Origin of the sequence: Blautia sp. OF09-25XD, from assembly GCF_003482095.1 — a bacterium.
GTDB classification, from domain to species: domain Bacteria; phylum Bacillota; class Clostridia; order Lachnospirales; family Lachnospiraceae; genus Fusicatenibacter; species Fusicatenibacter saccharivorans.
This window is the reverse complement of the sequence record NZ_QUMG01000021.1, coordinates 17,828-33,592: the sequence shown is the minus strand read 5'-3', so window position 1 is coordinate 33,592 and position 15,765 is coordinate 17,828. Positions and strand designations below refer to the sequence as shown.

Sequence of the window (15,765 nt, the reverse complement as noted above, 5' to 3'; positions counted from 1 at the left end):
ATAAGGGCATGGCAATGCCACTATGTCCAGTATTTGAATTATAACACCGATTGGGCATTCTGTCCAGATTTTCTGTGGGTGTTCAGGGAAAAATACAAGTTTTTTACAACTTCTGGTAATTCCGCGTCGAATTTCTCGATAAAAAAAGAAGGAACGACCCGCATATTTTTTCTCTTCTGCGGACAGTTCCTTTGCTTCTTTTATTTCTGATTCTGCGCCTCAATCTGTTCTGCGAGGTCGGTTAGATAAACCCATCTCTCGGTTTTTTCTTCCAGAGCAGCTTCGGTCTTCTCTTTTTCCACCATCAGTTCGGCGAGCTTTGCAGAGTTGGTGGCGTTTTTGAGCATCTGATCGTCAAGCGATGCAATCTTTTCCTCGAGTACAGCGATATCGTCATCGATGGTCTCGTACTCGCGCTGTTCTTTGAACGTAAATTTCAGGCGGGTCGGACGTTTCTGCTTCCAGTCATTGTTCTTTGACTTTGCAGGTTCGTCCGCGGACGTTTTGGACGGCGCTGCTTTTGCCGTTTCTTCCGCACTTCCGCCGAAACGGCGTTCTTTTGCTTCGAGGTAATCGGTGTAGCCGCCCTCGTACTGCAGAAGATTTCCGTTTCCGTCGAATTCGAAGATGCGGTCCACGACGTTATCCAGGAAATAGCGGTCGTGGGAAACGGTGATGACGATGCCGACGAACGTGTTCAGGAAATCCTCAAGCACGGTCAGGGTCGGGATATCAACGTTGTTGGACGGCTCGTCGAGGATCAGAACATTGGCGCCGCTCACTAAGACGGATAAGAGATACAGTCTCCGTTTTTCGCCTCCGGAGAGTTTGGAAATCGGGGTGTACTGCATATCCGGTGTGAACAGGAAGCGTTCGAGCATCTGCGATGCGCTGATGCGGCCGTCACGGGTCTGGACATACTCAGCGATATCTTTCACGTAGTCGATCACGCGCTGATTCGTATCCATGTCCGGCTCTTCCTGTGCCAGATAGCCGATGCGGATCGTGTCGCCGATTTCGATGGTTCCCGCATCCGGCAGGACTTCTCCGGTGATCATCCGCAGCATTGTGGATTTTCCGCAGCCGTTCGGGCCAATGATGCCGACACTCTGGTTCCGCAGGAAGATGTATTCGAAATCTTTCATCAGCGTTTTATCGCCGAAGGCTTTGCTGACGTTATGGAATTCAATCGTTTTCTTTCCCATGCGGGTCTCGACAGCATCCATCTCCACAACAGCGTCCGCAGTCGGTGCGGTGCCGTTTTTGAGTGCTTCAAGGCGTTCCAGGCGGGCGCGCTGTTTTGTGCTTCTTGCGCGGCAGCCGCGTTTCGCCCATTCGAGTTCCATGCGCAGGATGCTCTGGCGTTTCCGTTCAGAGGCGAGTTCCATCTCCTCGCGCTCAGCTTTCAGTTCCAGAAAACGGGAATAGTTGGAATCGTAGCTGTACATTTTTCCGTGGCTGATTTCGAGGATGCGGTTCGACACTTTATCCAGGAAATAACGGTCATGGGTGACCATAAAGACGGTTCCGCGGTAATTTTTCAAGTAATCCTCGAGCCAGGAGAGCATCGCATTGTCGAGATGGTTTGTCGGCTCGTCGAGGATCAGGACGTCAAAATCGGACGCAAGCACTTTTGCCAGGGCAACCTTGCGGCGCTGGCCGCCCGAGAGGGTGTCGAGTTTTGCGTCGTATTCGGTGATACCGAGCTGTACAAGGTTGCTCTGCACCTGCCAGTCCTCCTCATCACCGGAAAGGGCGTAGGACAGCACGGTGGCATCCTTTGGAAATTCCGGTGTCTGCGGAAGATAGGCCATTTTGAGGTTGTTCTGGCGGATAATCTGGCCGGAATCCGGGGTCTCCTCTCCTGCTGCCATGCGCAGCAGCGTGGATTTTCCGGTTCCGTTGATTCCGACGATGCCGACCTTGTCGCCCTCCTGCAGGCCGAAGGAAGCATCGTCAAAAATCAGTTTATCGCCGAACAGTTTGCTGATGTGTTCGATGTTGATGATATTCATTTGCACAGTTCTGCAACGGTCTGGTTGATGACTTTTCCGTCTGCTTTACCTTTCATATCTGCCATAACGGCCTTCATGATGGCACCTTTGTTCTTGGTTGCCAGAACGTCTGCGAATTTCTCCTGGATGTAGGCTTTGACTTCGTCTGCACTCATCTGTTTCGGTGCATACTCGCTGATGACGTCATAGCGGAACTGATACTCTGCTTTTAAGTCCTCACGGGATGCCGGGCAGGTATCGATCTGCTCTTTTACGGTCTTCAGCTCTTTTAAGATGACGCGGTCTACCAGCTCCGGTTTGATGTCATCGCGGCAGCCCTCGTCGATGGCTACTTTCTTTGCTGCGGAGATCAAGGAAGAGATGGCCTCTTTTCTCGCTTTGTCTTTGGCTTTCATTGCTGCTATCATATCACTTCTTAAAGTTTCTAATTCCATGGTGTTGTTCCTCCTGTACTAAATTTTGTCCGGTTTCAAGTATAACACTTCTCTTTTTGCTTTTCCAGTCACTTTGTAGGATAGCTCCCTTATTTTCCCCACGGCAGACGGTGTTTCTTTACCTGGATTGCCTGATGCGGGCACATTTCCTGACAGCAGAAACAGCGGATGCACTTTTTATAATCGTAGACCGGCGGATTTCTGCGGCCGTTATCAAAGCGGACGGCTTTCCCTTCCACCGGGCAGCTCTCGACGCAGACGCCGCATTTTTTACATTTTTCTTCTATGATATAGGGGCGGCTCTGGAAGACCCCGAGGATCTCGAGCAGGTCGAGGGCTCCTTTTTTGCGGGCTTTGCGGCGGTCGACGTTGAAGTTTGGATTTCCGTACTTTCTTTTCAGTTCTTCCTCGGATATGGTGCCATCCGCTGTCACGATTTCGATGCGGTCGTCGTGCCACGTTCCAAGGCCGAGCGTTTCCCCGTAGAGATTTGTCGGCACATACGACGGATCGAGGTTCACCAGATGGCAGAACACGGTATCCAGTGCGATCGGATCGGTGGACATAAGAAGAACTCCCATCGAAACCGGGTCGCCGGAAGTCGGACCATTGCCTTCCATTGCTACGATGCCGTCGCAGATATAGAGGCGCGGGGCGACTTTCTGGTTCAGCTCGATCAGCATGTGTGCGAAGCTCTCAGCGTTCGGATAATGCGTGTGGCCGAGTTTTTTGTAGACGCCGCTGATGCAGCCGTACTGGTTCTTGACAGCTCCGGTGATGCGTTCCAGCGCGTGGGTTTTCATTTTGCTGACGCTGATGAGGGCGTCGCAGTCGAGTGCATCTTTCGCAATCATCAGAAATTTGCCATCGGCGGTTTCTACGCGCTCGCTCGTAAGGAAATCCTTCAGCGGAACGTTGTGTTTTTCCAGCACCTCTTTCAGCCCGGCTTCTTTTGCAATGCCTCCGGGGTGCCAAGGCCGCAGGAATCTCCGCAGGAAATATTCTCATAGCCATTTTCCTGCAAAATCGTGATCAGGCATCCATGACTTCCGGGTCGGTCACGACGGCACGTTCGCGTTTTGCGGAGCGGACGAGGTTCGGTTTTAATAAGATATTCTCTTCTTTTCCGACCAGAGATTCCAGGCCGCCAATTGCTTCCAATCCCTTTTGCAGGCTTTCCTTTACGCGCGCCGGCTCATAGTCGGGACAGGCAACCACTGCCACTTTGCTTTTTTCCATATTCACCTCATGTTTTTCTATATTTCAAAAGAAGCTGCGATCCCCTTACCGGTTCTCACAGCTTCTTCGTATATTCACACAGAATATGTTTTTACTTATGCTACTTTGCTTTTTGCAAGCTCAGCCAGTGTTGCAAATCCTTCTGCATCGTTAACTGCCATGTCAGCCAGAACTTTACGGTTCAGCTCAACGCCTGCCAGTTTCAGACCATACATAAATTTGCTGTAGGACAGACCGTTCATTCTTGCTGCTGCGTTGATACGAGCGATCCACAGCTGACGGAACTGACGTTTTTTCTGTTTTCTTCCTGCGTAGGAGCTGGTCAGTGCGCGCATTACGGACTGTTTTGCTACTCTATACTGTTTGCTTCTGGCTCCTCTGTAACCTTTAGCCAGTTTTAATACTCTGTTATGTTTTTTCTTAGCGTTCATGCCGCCTTTAATTCTTGCCATTTCTTATTTTCCTCCTTGATCTGTTGGGCGTAACTCTACCTTGCAAAAATTACATGTAAGGTAAGATTTTCTTCATGTTCTTTACGTTTGTTGCATCAACAGTAGTCTGTTTTCTCAGGTTTCTTTTTCTCTTCTGAGATTTCTTGGTTAAGATATGGCTCTTGTAAGCTTTATTTCTTACTAATTTTCCTGTTCCTGTTGTTTTAAAACGCTTTGCAGCTGCTCTGCTTGTTTTTACCTTTGGCATTTTAATTTCCTCCTTGATATTGATTCAAATGTATTTTAACGTTTAGCCGTCAAAAACATGGTCATGCTTCTGCCTTCCACCTTCGGCGCTTTGTCAACCGTTGCAATATCGGACAGACTCTCTGCAAATTCATCGAGGATGTATTTGCTACTGTTCATATGTGCCATCTCACGGCCGCGGAAACGAAGTGTTACTTTTACTTTGTCTCCCTTTGTAATGAACTTGCGGGCTGCACCTACTTTGGTATTAAGATCATTGGTGTCAATGTTTGGAGAAAGGCGAACTTCCTTGATTTCAATTGTTTTCTGTTTTTTCTTTGCTTCTTTTTCCTTGCGGGCCAGTTCATATCTGTACTTTCCGTAGTCGATAATTTTGCAAACCGGCGGTTTCGCTGTCGGAGCAATTTTCACAAGATCCAGACCTGCTTCCTGTGCTTTCAGGTACGCATCTCTGGCAGACATAATTCCAAGCTGTTCTCCGTTCTGACCGATCAGACGAATTTCTCTGTCTCTGATCTGCTCATTAATCATTAATTCGCTAATTGTAGTGCACCTCCATCATTATAAAAGACTGTGTTCCCGCTTTTGCGGTGTAACGAAATCAAACTCGGCTCACCGGACCGGATTTGACTGATAACGCAAGAAAAGTGGATAGACAGACTATCCACTTAACATTGTACATAAATCTCTACACAAAGAGAACTTAAGATCAATATTGAACCGTAGTCGCGTGTTTGCGCTAGGGTGAGAGTGGATACTCTACTTTCTTTTTCTCAGACTATTGCAGTATAGCACTCTCCCATCCTATTGTCAATACTGATTTTCGCATTTTTTCGTATTTATTTCCCGCAGCCACAGCGGAAGGAGCTGCACTCGGTTTCCTGGCAGCTGCATGCGCTGTCTCCGGCGATATGGATATCTCCGGCTTCGCATTTACAGTTGTCGTTAAAGGTACAGTTCTGCGCCTTGCAGTCGACACCGATTTTCGTACAGCCGCAGCCGGTGGAGTTGGACATCGTGCCCTCACCGCGCTCCTTGAAGCTCTCGCAGCACGTTTCCATGGAGCTTTTGGCTCCGCTTCCGCCTACGCGGATATCTCCTTTGGAACAGAGCTCGTTCTGGTTGTAAACACAGGTCATAGCGGAACAACTTAATGCTGGCATAATAAATTACCTCCTGAAATTTAGTTTTCTGCGGTTTCGCCCGCATAGAAACCATTATTTCCAAGAGGTAATTTTTTATGCCTTATTTATTTGATAATACCAGTGTCCAAAGTTTGGAAATCCGACGCAAGCAAAGCTTGCACGAGGATTTTTAAATTTTGGACACGCCAAAACATGAGTAAGTAGCCATTTTTCGAAGAAAAATGAGCGGAGTACGAATGTTTTGAAGATTGCGGGAGTACGAAGTACGGAGCAATCTGGTATCATAGGTGTCAATTTTTTTGACACCTACCTTATTTATTTTCTTTTGTTTCAACAGTAACCGGGCGGTTAACGCGGCTTGCGATTTCTTCTTTGATATCTGCGATAAACTGCTCCAGGCTTCTCTGGCCTTCATCACCTGCAAAACGGCTTCTGACAGATACAAGACCTGCCTCTTCCTCTTTTGCTCCGGCGATCAGCATGTATGGAATCTTCTGTCCCTGTGCCTCACGGATCTTATATCCGATCTTCTCGGAACGGGTATCCATCTCTGCGCGGATGCCTGCCTCGTGAAGGGCGTCCAGAACCTTCTTGCCGTAATCTGCGTATTTGTCGGAGATTGGCAGAACCTTTACCTGTACCGGTGCAAGCCAGGTTGGGAATGCACCTGCAAAGTGCTCGATCAGGATACCGATGAAACGCTCAACAGAACCGTAAACAACACGGTGGATCATAATCGGACGATGTTTCTCTCCGTCTGCTCCTGTGTATTCCAGTTCGAATCTCTGCGGCAGCTGGAAGTCAAGCTGGATGGTACCGCACTGCCACGTTCTTCCGATGGAGTCTTCCAGATGGAAGTCGATCTTCGGGCCATAGAATGCGCCGTCGCCTTCGTTGACTACATAGTCAAGGCCAAGATCATCGAGTGCGCCGCGGAGACCTTCGGTTGCTACCTCCCAGTCCTCATCGCTTCCCATGCTGTCTTCCGGACGGGTGGACAGCTCTACGTGATATTTGAATCCGAACAGTTTGTAAACCTGGTCAATCAGGTTTGCAACGCCTTTGATTTCATCTTTGATCTGCTCCGGTGTCATGAAGATATGGGCATCATCCTGGTTGAAGCAGCGTACACGCATCAGGCCGTGCAGCTGGCCGGATTTCTCATGACGATGTACCAGGCCAACCTCTGCCAGACGCAGCGGCAGATCACGGTAGGAACGAGGCTCGGATTTGTAAACGAGAACGCCGCCCGGGCAGTTCATCGGTTTGATTGCATAATCTTCATCGTCGATGACGGTGGTATACATGTTTTCTTTGTAGTGATCCCAATGACCGGAGGTCTCCCACAGGCGACGGTTCAGGATGATCGGTGTGGAGATTTCTACGTATCCTGCTTTTCTGTGGATTTCACGCCAGTAATCCATCAGTGCATTTTTCAGATCCATTCCTTTTGGAAGGAAGAACGGGAATCCCGGGCCGTCCTCACTCATCATAAACAGGCCGAGCTCTTTTCCGAGTTTTCTGTGGTCACGCTTTTTTGCTTCCTCGATCATGTGGAGGTACTCTTCAAGCTCTGCTTTCTTTGTGAATGCAGTTCCGTAGATTCTCTGCAGCATCTTGTTTTTCTCGCTGCCTCTCCAGTATGCGCCTGCAAGGCTGGTCAGTTTGAAGGCTTTGACCGGCTTTGTGCTCATCAGATGAGGGCCTGCGCACAGGTCCGTGAATTCACCCTGGCGATAGAAGCTGATGACTGCGTCTTCCGGCAGATCTTCGATCAGTTCTACTTTATATGGCTCTTCTTTTTCTTTCATGAAGCGATGGCTTCTGCTCTCGGCAGCTCGAAGCGCTCCAGTTTCAGATCCTCTTTTACAATTTTCTTCATTTCTGCTTCGATTTTTTCAAGGTCTTCGCTGGTGAGTGGAGTTTCTCTGTCTATATCGTAGTAGAATCCGTCTGCGATGGACGGTCCGATTGCAAGCTTGGTCTCCGGGTACAGTCTCTTGATTGCCTGTGCCATGATATGGGATGTGGTGTGACGGAATGCTGCTTTTCCGCCTTCATCGTTGAAGGTCAGAATGGAAAGATTGCAGTCCTTGTCGATGACGGTACGAAGATCTTCTACTTCACCGTTTACTTCACCTGCACAGGCCATTCTTGCAAGGCCTTCGCTGATGTCTGCTGCGATCTCAATGATGGATTTCGGTTCGGAGTACTCTTTGGTACTTCCATCTTTCAGTGTGATGATCATTTGCTTTACCTCTTTCTTTGTATATTTTTCGCAAGCGTGTTTCAGAATTTTTATACTTTTTACAGCAACAAAAAAGTCCCTTCTGACACGCTTATGCTGTCAAAAGGGACGATGTATTTTCATTCACCGCGGTTCCACCCATTTTGTTTTTTCAAACCACTTCATTTGACGATAACGGAATCACCGGGCCGGATTGGGGCCGCTCAGAGCTGGTCTTCGATCACGTTCCTGTTAAAACCCTTGCACCACAAAACGGGGTTTCTCTCTGTCACATTCGCTGTGATTTACTCGTCTCTTCTACGCTTTGTTTTTTGTGTTCGGTGCTTTTTGGCTCCCGATAGTTTTAGATTATATCACCCAATGCGTGGTTGTCAAGACCTACATGGGCGGAAAATTTATTTTTCCGGCGATTTTTGTCCTGCTGTCTGCAGAGCAATTTTTTCTTTTGCTTTTTCCGGCATTTCCAGCAGGGCAAACTCGTAAAAGATGCCGTAAATATACGTGATTCCACGGATATCGCCCAGCGCTTTCGGGCGCTCGACAACCGGTCTTTCGCTCTCCTGCTGTAATTCCAGCACTTTCTGATATGCACTCCGGACGGAGCTCCAGACAAGACTTTTGCTTTTTTCTCTGCGGTTGATCCAGAGCTCTTTTGTATAGGTGCCGCTTCTGCCGTATTTCATATGGTAGGAATACGGCAGGCCGGAATAGGTATGAAATTCAAAATCCTGGAATGTGAGTAAGCACTCCCACAGGGCTTCTTCTGTCCGCTCCTTGCGGAGCCGCTGCAGGGCCTGTTCTCTTTTTCGCTGTAATCTTTCCTGTGTTTCTTTCGTTTCTTCCATCTTGTTTGTCTTCTCCATCCTGTTTTTAATCCACCAGAAATTTATCCAGCTCCGCCGTCACGACCGGATTACGTTTTACCTGCGGATGGTCGATTTTTCTTCCCTTCGCGACAACCATTTCGATCTGGCGCAGAGCACGGAGATCTTCGAGCGGATTCTTTGCGGTGACGATGAAGTCTGCACATTTTCCCGGCTCGATCGTTCCGGTTTCGGCTCCGATTCCTGCCATCTCGGCGGCGCGGGCGGTTGCGGATGCTTATTTTTCGAGGATTTCCCGCATCTGCTGTATAATTTTTTTGATTTCATAAACCGATACGCTGTTTACGACTTCAAAATTGATCTGCTTTTCTTTTCCACTGTATTTCGCTTCATACTCTCTGGCTCTTTCTTCGTCATGGTCTTTGTACCGTGCTTTGCCGATCAGATAGGCATCTGAATTGGCCGTATCGGGGTAGCCTGGGCCTTTTTCCAGTTCAAACAGTTCTTTCTCTTCTTTCAGATCATTTTCCAGTCTGCTTAAGTCTTCCAGAAATGCGGCGCAGACCTCGGATAATGTTTTCTGATGTATACCAGATTTTTGTGCAGACATGTCGCACTTTTTTCCATCAGATGACGCTCTGTTTCTTTTGTCAGATAGTCAAATTCCCCCCGCTGCACTTCATCCCCCTGAATGGACCGCGCAAGCTGTTCGAACCAGTACATCTGCCGCGGCATGCTGTCCGGGAACATGAAATACGTAGAAAACTCGTGATCGATCATCGGCGCCAGACGCAGAATCTTGTCATCCTCATCGCAGACAAACGCAATATTTTCATAGTGATAATTTTGATCCCCTTTCAAAATCGAAACCAGAATCTGCATTACCAACTCCTCCGCCATCGCCGTGTTGTTCTGGAAGTAGTCCGATTCGAGGATTTCGGTATAATCGTAGAACATCTGGCAGTAATTGACGTAATCATCGATGTGAACTTTGGGATCTGGATATTTTCGAAAAACTTCCAACAGATTCAGCAGATGCTCTCCCTTGTTATAAATCATCGGCGAAACGGTTCCATAGTCATAATACTTTTCCACCTCCGCCTCATACCCTTCACAAAACGCAAGCCGATACTGCGGCGCCGGCATAAAATACGCATCAATCACCCATGACCAGAAAACCTCAGCATAGGCGAACAGCGGCGTAGACAGCGGTTTAGATTTTGTAAGCGGTTTAAAAACAACATCTCCTTCAAAAACCGGAAAATGCTTCTCCCCTTTCACAACCCCCACTGCCTCCGCTTTCAGATTGCCGGAACGGGCAGAATACTTATATTTCTTTGGCAGATAGGATGGTTTCTGTTTCATCTTAATCCTCCTGCAATGCTGCCAGATATCCCAGGATTCGTTCTTTTTTTCTGTCTGACAGATTCCGAAAGCCTTCCAGAATGATTTTTTCTGTTTCATTTCCTGCGCTCATTTCCGGATTTCCCGCATTTCGCTCTGTCTCATTCTCCCCCAGAAGTTCATACGGCGTAACCTTCAGCACTTCGCAGATTTTCAGTATTTTATCCGCCGACGGATTCGTGCCCTTTCTTTTCCAGTCGCTGATGGTGCTCTGGGAAATTCCGGTTTCTTCGGAGAATTCTTTCTGGGTCATGCCGTTTCGAAGAATTAGCTCAAAAATTTTTTCACTGATCATTTTGTATCTCACCTTTTTCACTTAGATTTTGTTTTACTATACCATAAAATTTCCTGCCCGTCATTTCCTCCAATGCTGAAAAAACGCCTCTTCCTGCGCTGTGCGGATTCCGTATTTTCTTCTGGCGATGTAGAATTTTGATTTCCAGCTTGAGGTCTGCACCGGGATTGCGGTGATGTGGTGGAGGCGGACGATGTCCATGTAGGGGAGGATAGATATTCCAAAACCATTTTCCACAAGGCCGGTGATGACTTCGATTTCTTCGGCCTCACACACGGGTTTTACCTGGATGCCCTGTTCGGCGAAGATCTGCTCTTGGAGGCTGCGGAAGCCGCTCGTCCTGGAAAACATGACCTGCGGATACTTGGCTGCTTCTTTTAGTGTGATGTTCTCTTTCCCCTCCAGCGGATGACCTTCCGGGACGGCGGCCGCGATGTAAGATTCCCGGAGGGGATAATATTCGAGTTCTTCGGATTTCAGCAGTTCTGAGCAGAAGCCGATATCGTATTTTCCATCCAGCAGACCCTCCTCGATCTCTGGGGTCAGGCGGTTATAGATGATAAACGGGAAGGTCGCGCCGAATTCCCGCAGCATATGTGGTATTGTTCCTGCCGCGAGCGGATATACGGTTCCGATCCGCACTGTCTTTTCTTCCGTCCGAGGCCTGCCGCCCGCTCCTCCATTCGAAGATATGCGTCCAGAATCTCCTCGACATCCTGCATCAATTCTTTTCCGTAGCGGCTCAGGCTCACGTTTCGTCCTTCTTTCTGGAAGAGCGGAACACCGTACTCGTCCTCCAGTGTCTTGATCGCATGGCTGAGCCCCGGCTGGGAAATATTCAGCGCTTTTGCCGCTTTTCCATAGTGCTGCAGTTTTGCCAGCTCTGCAAAATATTTTAAATACTCGATATTCATAGATAGCCTCTTTTCCTGTTCTGCATCTATCATACCACTTTTCATTTAATTTTAGAATCAATTTATTCAAAATAATCATTTGTTTTTATCGGTTTCTGTGTCTATAATAAGCATAGTTTCAAGACCTTAACGTAATTTCATTCTCAGGAAAGAAGGATTTTTACTCATGAATACCAGAAAATTTCATCTTCCAGGCGAAGCGGCGCTTCTGATCGTGCTTCTGATCAACCCTCTTGCCATTGATCTGATATCAAAAAGCGTATTTGGAATTTCAACAATTTCCTCCGTGCCGCTCATCCTCAGCACAGCGTTTCCAGTTTTCAGTTTCGGAACGTGGAACTATATCTTTCAAACGCTGCTTGTCATCACCCTGATGGTCCTGAAGCGTTCGTTCTGTCCCGGCTATCTGTTTTCTTTTGTTGTCGGCATCGGAACTTTCTTCTGTGCTTTTATGACGGGACGAACCGTATCTCTGGTTCAAAAATTCATTGGAAATCATGTAGAATTTTACCGTCTGATGAAAAAAGAAATGGTAATGCCTGGGAAAAAGATGCGCCATGCATAAAAAAACTGCCCGAATTCCAGTTTTTCTGTTGAAATTCGGGCAGTTTTTTATGCGTTCTGCTCCGCTTCTACTTCCCGGTTGATCTCATCCTCGCTGTCAGCCATGGCCTGCATTGTCATAGTCAGCAGTTTTTCCAGCGGCCAGTCAAGCTGCTCGGCGCCCCGCTCAATGACTTCCCGCGAACATCCAGCCGCAAAGCCTTTGCTCTTATATTTTTTCTTCAGGGATTTCAGTTCCATATCTTTTGTACTCTTCGAGGCCGCATCAGCGCAGCCGCCCAGATCAGGCCTGTCAGCTCATCTGCGGCAAACAGCACCTTTTCCATCTCGTGAACCGGCTCCACATCCAGCGTCACGCCGCACTCGATGGTAATGCCGTATCCGTGTGATACAACACCATGAATGATATCCTCCGATACGCCGCCTTCCCGCAGAAGTTCCGGCGCTTTCAGACAGTGCTCGGCCGGATACAGTTCAAAATCAATATCATGCAGCAGGCCGACAATTCCCCAGTGCCCCTCTTCTGCTCCATAGCCGAGTTCTCTCGCATACCATTTCATCACAGCCTCTACGGTAAGCGCATGCTGAATATGGAAGGGATCTTTGTTGTATTTTTTTTAATAAGGCAAACGCCTCGTCTCTTGTAATTTCACTCATGATCTGTTTTCTCCTTTTTCTTCCCTGATTTTCCAGAATCTGTGAATCTGAATTGTAATTTCATCCATTATATACCCATATTCATACCGTATCAATAGGTTTATTCAGACTTTTTCCTATCCCCCATACAAAAAACGCTGCTTCACTCCCCCTTTTCGGAAGATGAAGCAGCTTTTTTTTCTGCAATCGTCTTACAGCAGTTCCGGTTTCAGCCGTACGGCGAATTTTATTTCGTTTTCTTTCAACTGATACTTCTCCAGCAGCATCGGTCCGCAGCTTGCCGATCCGATTCCCGCCTGGCGGTAGTCAATGCAGAAAACAGTGCTTCCGCACGGCTTAAGCTCATAGTTATGCGCTTTTTCCGTCAACTCCTCCTGCGTATAAACGGATGCCTGGAAGGAGAACGTTTTCTCTCCCACTGCCGTCAATACCGCACGATCACTGGCAAGACTTGCATAATCGCAGTCGTAGTGGCTGCCGTTCTCCTGCGGGCGGATATAGTCCTCCTGCTGTTCTGCCGGTGTGCTGTGGAAAACGCCGTGATAGCTTGCCTGGTGCTTATCCACGTAGCTCTCCACCGGGCCGAGGCCGCAGTAGGTCAGTTTTGCAAACGATTCCGGCAGGAACAGGCGCAGGCCAAAACGCGGCAGAACCGGGAATACCGGGTCTTTCTTTGCTTCTACATGGACATCGGTCGTTCCGTCGCTGTAAATTGTCCATTTGATCACACCTGCAAGGATCCGCTGCAGAGCCGGAGACGAAATCGAATAGCTTGTCTCGATCTCCACGCAGCCGTTTTCTTCTTTTGCCGTTGTCTCATACGCCCGCGTCACGGTGCGGTCATACTGCGCACGCATCCAGGTATTCTTGATATTGCGGTCATTGTCTGTCGGCGCACGCCAGATGTTCAGCTCCATCGGGCGGTCGAGCAGATTCTGGTTGGCATAGCACATTTTCTCGAACAGGCCGGTGAACTTATTATAGGTATAGCTGAACTGTTCCGTCGATACCGTCAGATAATGATCGTCCTCTTTCCATCCAAACGAAGCCGTTCCCTCCGGGCGCTTCATCATCTCTTTTGCCTTCTGGTTCTGATTGTCTTTCGTTTTCACCGGAACTTCTTCAAATCCCAGTTCGAACTGCTCCGGCAGCACCTCAGTAGCCTGTTTCTGATACCAGGTAACCTTCAGCGCACATTTTCCCTGCTCCGGCACGGAAATAGCAAGCGGAATCGTCTTCTCACAGCCTGCCGCAAGCTCCAGCAGTGCTTCATCTGTAATCTTGCCGCTCTCCGTCACTTCGCCGTCCACAAGCACCTCATAGCCGAGCACAGCGTAATCTTTCAGATTCACGAAATTCATATAGTTTTTGATGGTCAGTGTACCCTTTTCGGCATCATATCCCGTCACGCGCACCGGACGATACACGTTTTTAAATTCCATCAGTCCCGTATGCGGTGTGCGGTCCGGATAAACAAGTCCGTCCATGCAGAAGTTGCCATCGTGCGGATACTCGTTGTGGTCGCCGCCGTACGCGTACATCTTCTTTCCCTCGATCGTTTTTCCCATATCAATCGCGTGGTCGCACCACTCCCAGATAAAGCCGCCGCACATCTTCTCCTCGCTGTGGATCAGTTCAAAGTAGTCTTCAAGATCTCCCGGGCCGTTGCCCATCGCATGGCAGTATTCGCACATGATATACGGCTTATCCCCGTACTCCACCAGCTCTTTTTTGATCTCCTCGAGTGATGGATACATGCGGCTGTAGAGGTCGAGGTTGCTGTAATCGTATTTCTTCGGATCATCCACATACCGTGCCGACTCATAGTGCGTCAGACGCGTCGAATCAAATTTCTTCGTCCACTTTAAGGCCGCCTCGAAGGTACAGCCGTATGCGCACTCATTTCCCATCGACCAGATGACAACGCTCGGGCGGTTTTTATCGCGCTCTACGCAACGCTGTGTGCGGTCTACGGTTGCCTCGGTAAATACCGGATTGTTCGCAATTAGTTTATTCCAGTTCTTCGCATACTCTTCCCAGCTCGTATAATTCGCATAAATTGCCTCTGTGCCGTGGCTCTCATTGTCCGCCTCATCGATGACATAAAAACCGAGACGGTCATAAAGCTGATAACAGTACGGCGCATTCGGGTAATGGCTGGTCCGGATCGCATTGATGTTGTGCTCTTTCATTACCTTCAGATCTTTTTTTATCTGTGCAAGGCTGATTGCAAATCCCGTCACCGGATCGCTGTCGTGGCGGTTTGTTCCGTGGAATTTGATCTTCACGCCGTTCAGGTACAGCACACCGTCCTTCGCGTGGATCTCACGGATGCCGACATGATCAGTGATCACCTCACCCGCCGTCTCCAGCACCAGCGTATACAGATACGGCTCCTCGGCATTCCACAGATGTGCATCTTTTACATGCATCTGAACCGTATCGCCGCCAAACGCTGCCTCTGCCACAAGATGATTTTCTGCATCAAACAGCTTTGCCGTTCCTTCCTGCGGTTCCCCGTCACTCCAGGTAATCGCAATCGAAACTTCTCCATTCTGGTACGATGCGTCCGGCGCTGCCTTTACAAAGTAATCGCGGATGCCTTTTTCTGGTCTTGCAAGCAGATAGACATCGCGGAAAATGCCGCTCATGCGGAATTTGTCCTGATCCTCGAGATAGCTTCCATCGCACCATTTCAGCACCAGTACGGCGATGGTGTTGGTGCCATCTTTTAAGAAGTCTGTTACATCAAATTCACTCGTAGAATGAGACACCTGGCTGTAGCCGACGAAGCTGCCGTTCATCCACACGTAGAAACAGGAATCCACGCCCTCAAAATTCAGGAATTCCCTCGGTGCTTCCTCCTGTTTTTTCCACTCGAACGTTCTCACGTACGCACCGCACGGGTTCTCATACGGCACATACGGCGGATCCACCGGGAACGGGTAGCGGACATTCGTATACTGATGGTGGTCATGGCCATAATTCTGCCAGACGGACGGCACCGGAATCGTCTCGAATGCAGAAGTGTCGTATCCTTCTGCGAAAAACTCCTCTTTTACATCGTAAACACTGGTAAAATAGCGGAATTTCCAGTCGCCGGAAAGCAGGAAAAAGCGGTCCGACGCCTCCCGGTTCTCCACCAGATCCTCCATGCGGCGGGATGCCGGAATGTAGTAGGCACGGTTCGGCATGGTATTCACATGCAGGTGATCGAAATCTTCGAAATATTTTGGAACAATCATCTCTTTTTAAGTCCTCCTTATTCTGTCTTTTGTTTCCAATATCGGCACCGAAACACACGCGGTCCCGGTGCCGATCAGATTTT

The 15,765-nt window shown here is 48.6% G+C and carries 16 protein-coding genes and 3 pseudogenes; 1 reads left to right on the top strand and 18 read right to left on the bottom strand.

What is annotated here, in order from left to right:
* Nucleotides 1–200: 200 nt before the first annotated feature.
* The 16 genes and pseudogenes from DXA93_RS15125 to DXA93_RS18685 all read right to left on the bottom strand — a co-directional run bounded on the left by DXA93_RS15125 (nucleotide 201) and on the right by DXA93_RS18685 (nucleotide 11,216).
* Nucleotides 201–2,015, bottom strand: a complete 1,815-nt coding sequence (locus tag DXA93_RS15125; RefSeq protein WP_119208653.1) for an ABC-F family ATP-binding cassette domain-containing protein — start codon at nucleotides 2,013–2,015, stop codon at nucleotides 201–203.
* On the bottom strand, nucleotides 2,012–2,449 hold the full coding sequence (locus DXA93_RS15120) for a GatB/YqeY domain-containing protein (protein ID WP_055221697.1): 438 nt from the start codon (nucleotides 2,447–2,449) through the stop codon (nucleotides 2,012–2,014). The genes DXA93_RS15125 and DXA93_RS15120 overlap by 4 nt, the downstream gene beginning before the upstream one ends.
* Nucleotides 2,450–2,538: 89 nt before the next feature.
* Nucleotides 2,539–3,381 (bottom strand): DUF362 domain-containing protein, encoded by an 843-nt coding sequence (locus DXA93_RS15115; protein ID WP_243109239.1) that lies wholly within the window; start codon nucleotides 3,379–3,381, stop codon nucleotides 2,539–2,541.
* Between the two features lie 100 nt (nucleotides 3,382–3,481).
* A complete protein-coding gene (locus DXA93_RS18700) occupies nucleotides 3,482–3,688 on the bottom strand; it encodes a hypothetical protein (protein WP_243109238.1) in 207 nt (68 codons plus the stop codon).
* A 95-nt stretch (nucleotides 3,689–3,783) separates the two neighbouring features.
* Nucleotides 3,784–4,140, bottom strand: a complete 357-nt coding sequence (gene rplT, locus DXA93_RS15110) for a 50S ribosomal protein L20 (protein WP_022461741.1) — start codon at nucleotides 4,138–4,140, stop codon at nucleotides 3,784–3,786.
* Between the two features lie 49 nt (nucleotides 4,141–4,189).
* Nucleotides 4,190–4,387: a 50S ribosomal protein L35 gene (gene rpmI, locus DXA93_RS15105; protein ID WP_022461742.1), complete on the bottom strand. Its 198-nt coding sequence runs from the start codon at nucleotides 4,385–4,387 to the stop codon at nucleotides 4,190–4,192.
* Between the two features lie 35 nt (nucleotides 4,388–4,422).
* Entirely contained in the window at nucleotides 4,423–4,917 is a 495-nt protein-coding gene (infC, locus tag DXA93_RS15100; RefSeq protein ID WP_022461743.1) for a translation initiation factor IF-3, read from the bottom strand.
* A 308-nt stretch (nucleotides 4,918–5,225) separates the two neighbouring features.
* Complete coding sequence (locus DXA93_RS15095; protein WP_055221693.1) at nucleotides 5,226–5,549, bottom strand: DUF1540 domain-containing protein; 324 nt, start codon at nucleotides 5,547–5,549, stop codon at nucleotides 5,226–5,228.
* Nucleotides 5,550–5,842: 293 nt separating this feature from the next.
* Nucleotides 5,843–7,779 (bottom strand): annotated as a pseudogene (gene thrS, locus DXA93_RS15090) (threonine--tRNA ligase).
* A 395-nt stretch (nucleotides 7,780–8,174) separates the two neighbouring features.
* Nucleotides 8,175–8,624 (bottom strand): hypothetical protein, encoded by a 450-nt coding sequence (locus tag DXA93_RS15085; protein WP_117814457.1) that lies wholly within the window; start codon nucleotides 8,622–8,624, stop codon nucleotides 8,175–8,177.
* A gap of 25 nt (nucleotides 8,625–8,649) precedes the next feature.
* Nucleotides 8,650–8,865 (bottom strand): annotated as a pseudogene (locus tag DXA93_RS15080) (amidohydrolase family protein); the annotation flags it as partial.
* Between the two features lie 15 nt (nucleotides 8,866–8,880).
* On the bottom strand, nucleotides 8,881–9,213 hold the full coding sequence (locus tag DXA93_RS18695; protein ID WP_242998554.1) for a hypothetical protein: 333 nt from the start codon (nucleotides 9,211–9,213) through the stop codon (nucleotides 8,881–8,883).
* The gene (locus DXA93_RS15070; RefSeq protein WP_119208651.1) at nucleotides 9,141–9,968 is read right to left on the bottom strand and encodes a hypothetical protein; all 828 of its coding nucleotides are present in this window, start codon (nucleotides 9,966–9,968) and stop codon (nucleotides 9,141–9,143) included. Before DXA93_RS15070 ends, DXA93_RS18695 begins: the two co-directional genes overlap by 73 nt.
* A gap of 1 nt (nucleotide 9,969) precedes the next feature.
* On the bottom strand, nucleotides 9,970–10,302 hold the full coding sequence (locus DXA93_RS15065) for a helix-turn-helix domain-containing protein (RefSeq protein WP_055221741.1): 333 nt from the start codon (nucleotides 10,300–10,302) through the stop codon (nucleotides 9,970–9,972).
* Between the two features lie 60 nt (nucleotides 10,303–10,362).
* A complete protein-coding gene (locus DXA93_RS18690; protein ID WP_330427395.1) occupies nucleotides 10,363–10,944 on the bottom strand; it encodes a LysR substrate-binding domain-containing protein in 582 nt (193 codons plus the stop codon).
* Nucleotides 10,845–11,216 (bottom strand): LysR family transcriptional regulator, encoded by a 372-nt coding sequence (locus DXA93_RS18685; RefSeq protein ID WP_243109236.1) that lies wholly within the window; start codon nucleotides 11,214–11,216, stop codon nucleotides 10,845–10,847. Before DXA93_RS18685 ends, DXA93_RS18690 begins: the two co-directional genes overlap by 100 nt.
* 166 nt (nucleotides 11,217–11,382) lie before the next feature.
* Between DXA93_RS18685 and DXA93_RS15055 the strand changes: the two genes are divergently transcribed.
* A complete protein-coding gene (locus tag DXA93_RS15055; RefSeq protein WP_119208649.1) occupies nucleotides 11,383–11,781 on the top strand; it encodes a DUF6198 family protein in 399 nt (132 codons plus the stop codon).
* A gap of 47 nt (nucleotides 11,782–11,828) precedes the next feature.
* On the opposite strand, the pseudogene DXA93_RS20735 reads toward DXA93_RS15055, so the two are convergent.
* A pseudogene (locus DXA93_RS20735) lies at nucleotides 11,829–12,437 on the bottom strand (hydrolase).
* Nucleotides 12,438–12,628: 191 nt separating this feature from the next.
* Complete coding sequence (locus DXA93_RS15045; RefSeq protein WP_119208647.1) at nucleotides 12,629–15,682, bottom strand: glycoside hydrolase family 2 TIM barrel-domain containing protein; 3,054 nt, start codon at nucleotides 15,680–15,682, stop codon at nucleotides 12,629–12,631.
* Nucleotides 15,683–15,765: the final 83 nt, after the last annotated feature.